3 protein-coding genes are annotated in these 2,703 nt (G+C 73.3%); all 3 read right to left on the bottom strand.

All coding sequences use genetic code 11. The features are described from left to right. Positions 1–16: 16 nt before the first annotated feature. Genes ACOADB_RS26095 through ACOADB_RS26085 form a run of 3 tightly spaced genes read right to left on the bottom strand, consistent with a single transcriptional unit; the run spans position 17 to position 2,668 of the window. The gene (locus ACOADB_RS26095; protein ID WP_378605851.1) at positions 17–988 is read right to left on the bottom strand and encodes a hypothetical protein; all 972 of its coding nucleotides are present in this window, start codon (positions 986–988) and stop codon (positions 17–19) included. 1 nt (position 989) lies between these two features. Next, entirely contained in the window at positions 990–1,439 is a 450-nt protein-coding gene (locus ACOADB_RS26090) for a hypothetical protein (protein WP_378605848.1), read from the bottom strand. Positions 1,440–1,483: 44 nt separating this feature from the next. Next, a complete protein-coding gene (locus tag ACOADB_RS26085; protein ID WP_378605845.1) occupies positions 1,484–2,668 on the bottom strand; it encodes a pyridoxal phosphate-dependent aminotransferase in 1,185 nt (394 codons plus the stop codon). Between the last annotated feature and the right edge of the window lie 35 nt (positions 2,669–2,703).

Raw genomic sequence — 2,703 nt, 5'->3', positions numbered from 1 at the left:
TCTTCGGTCTCGGGGGTCATCGGTCCTCCCCAGCGGCGGTGGCGACGAGGGGCGCGATCACGGGAGCGATCACGCCGGCCAGGTCGGCGGGCTCGACGGCACGGATCTCCAGGCGCAGGACGCCGTCCTCGTGATGCGGTCGCAGTGCTCGCCAGCCGTCGGCGAGCAGCGTCCACGACACGACGCCGACTGTGTCGACCTCGTCCCCGGACACGTCGGCCACCAGGGCGCGCAAGCGGCCCTGCGCCTCACCGGACAACGCCACCAGCAAGCGGGCGACCACGTCGTCGGACAGCACCCCTTCAGGTCCGCGGGTGGCCCCGGAGTGACGCGAGGTCAGCACCGGGATGAGATCCCCCCGGCCCACGCGCACGGCCTCGGCAGCCGCGTCCGCGAGCTCGAGCGGGAGGTCGACGTACGACGGCAGGACGGAGGGCTTGAGCGCGGCCTCCTCGGACGGGGCGGCGACGCGGGCGAGCTCGGCCGCCCAGGCGTCGACGCCGAACCAGCCGAGCTCGAAGACGATGCCGTCGACCGTGGACAGCGACGCGACCGCCGCGCCTTCCTGGCGGTGCCAGACCTTGGCCTGGACCTCCCCGATCCGCAGGTCCGCTTCGAGCGCGATGTGCGGAGCGGCGAGCAGGCCGATCGCGCCGGCGACGCCGGGATCGAGGACGCCGTCGACGACCAGCCCTCGGCGGGTCAGCGACTCGACGGGCTCGTTCAGGGCGTCGACCACGGAGCGGTACGACTGGTCCTCGGTGGTGGCCGGGCTCTGGCCCAGGCGCGACTGCATCGCGTCGGTGGCCGCGGGCGGCGCCACGTCGAACGGCAGCGGAGCGTCGCCGGCCAGCCGTGCGGCGTGCTGGAGCTCGGGAAGCGTCAGGCCCACGCGGCGGGGTGCGGCGTCGATCGGACTGCGCAGCGGCACGGGTGCGGGCGGCTCGGGCTCCCTCGAAGGGATCCGGGTCAGGTCGATGGTGGGCACGTCAGCGCTCCAGTCCGGGGACGTCGACGTCGAGCCAGTCACGGTGTCCGCGCGGCGGGGCCACGAACGCGGCCAGGGTCTCGTCGGTGGGATCGGGGGTGACGGCGGGCCGGCCGTCCTCGTTGGCGGCAGCGATGGCCGCGATCCGTGCCCGGGCGTCGGCGACCATCGCGGTCACCCGGGCCTCGACGTTCGCGATGTCGTCGGTGGCCAGGTCGACCGCCTCGGCGTGCGAGGCGAGCGCGTCGGCAGCGGCCACATGGCCGCTGGCGGCCGTGCGGAGGTGGCGGGCGCGATCGGAGACGCGTTCGGTCATCGCGTCAGCCGCGCGGCCGGTCCAGCCGAGGCCCTCGACCCGCGCGACGAGCTCGTCGGCCAGGGCCCGCACCTCGGCGCCCTGGTCGCGCAGTGCCGAGACGCGGCGCCGGATGAGTTCCGTGTCGCCGTACATGAAACGCGCCCCTTCCCCGGATCGGGATCCTCAAACCTGTTGATTCAGAGGTGTCCGTCGAGGCGGTCCAGCGCGGTGACGATGTCGGCCGTCGTACCCGCGAAGCTGAAGCGGAGGAACCTGCCGCCGTCGACGGTGTCGAAGTCGATGCCGGTGGCGACCGCGACACCGGTGCGGGCGAGCAGGTCGCGGGCGTAGGCCATTGAGTCGTTCGTCAGGTGCCGGACGTCGGCGTACGCGTAGAACGCGCCGTCGGCCGGGGCGAGCTCGGTGATGCCCAGGCGTCGCAGCCCGTCGAGCAGCAGCCCGCGGTTGTGGGCGTAGCGCCCGACGTGCGCGTCGAGCTCGGCGTACGACGCGTCGTCGAACGCCGCCAGTGCCGCGTGCTGCGCCAGGACCGGGGGACAGATGCTGAAGTTCCCCGTCAGTACGTCGACCGGTCGGCGCAGTCGCTCGGGGGCCAGCATCCAGCCGAGTCGCCAGCCGGTCATGGAGAAGTACTTCGAGAACGACCCGAACACGACGGCCTCGCGTGACGTCTGCCAGGCCGAGCTCGCCAGGCTTCCCGTGCCGCTGGGGCCGTCGGGGTACTCGATGCCGTGGTAGATCTCGTCGGAGACCAGCTGGACGCCGTGGGTGTCGCACCAGCGCGCGATCGCGGCCAGCTCCTCGGGCAGCAGCATCGTGCCGGTCGGGTTGGCCGGGCTCGCCACGACGAGGCCGGCGAACGGCGTGCGTGCATGCGCCTCGGCCAGCTGCTCCACCGTCGGCTGGAAGCGGGTCGCCGGGCCGGTCGGGATCTCGACGAGCTCGCACCCCAGTGCGCTGAGGACGTTGCGGTAGCAGGGGTAGCCGGGGCGGGCGATCGCCACGCGGTCGCCCGCGTCGAACGCGGCCAGGAACGCGAGCAGGAAGCCGCCGCTCGATCCGGTCGTCACGATGACGTCGTCGGCGCTGATCTCCAGTGCGTAGGACCGGCGGTAGTGGCCGGCGATCGCCTCGCGGAGCTCGGGGATGCCCGTCGAGGTCGTGTAGCCGAGCGGGTCACCCGTGCCGAGCAACCGGATCGCCTCGGCGCTGACCGGCGACGGTGCGCCGGTGCTGGGCTGGCCGGCGACGAGATTGACCAGGTCGCCGTGGGTGCGCTGCCGCTCCGCCGCCCCCGCGAGCAGGTCCATGACATGGAACGGAGGGACGTTCGCCCGCGCCGCTGCGGCGTACCTGTCCATCACGTGCCTCCTGCGTCTCGATACGCCGCTCGTTG

This window comes from Nocardioides sp. CPCC 206348 (genome assembly GCF_048654705.1).
Taxonomy (GTDB): domain Bacteria; phylum Actinomycetota; class Actinomycetes; order Propionibacteriales; family Nocardioidaceae; genus Nocardioides.
The sequence above is the reverse complement of the archived record's forward strand: the minus strand, read 5'-3'. Positions and strand labels throughout refer to the sequence as shown.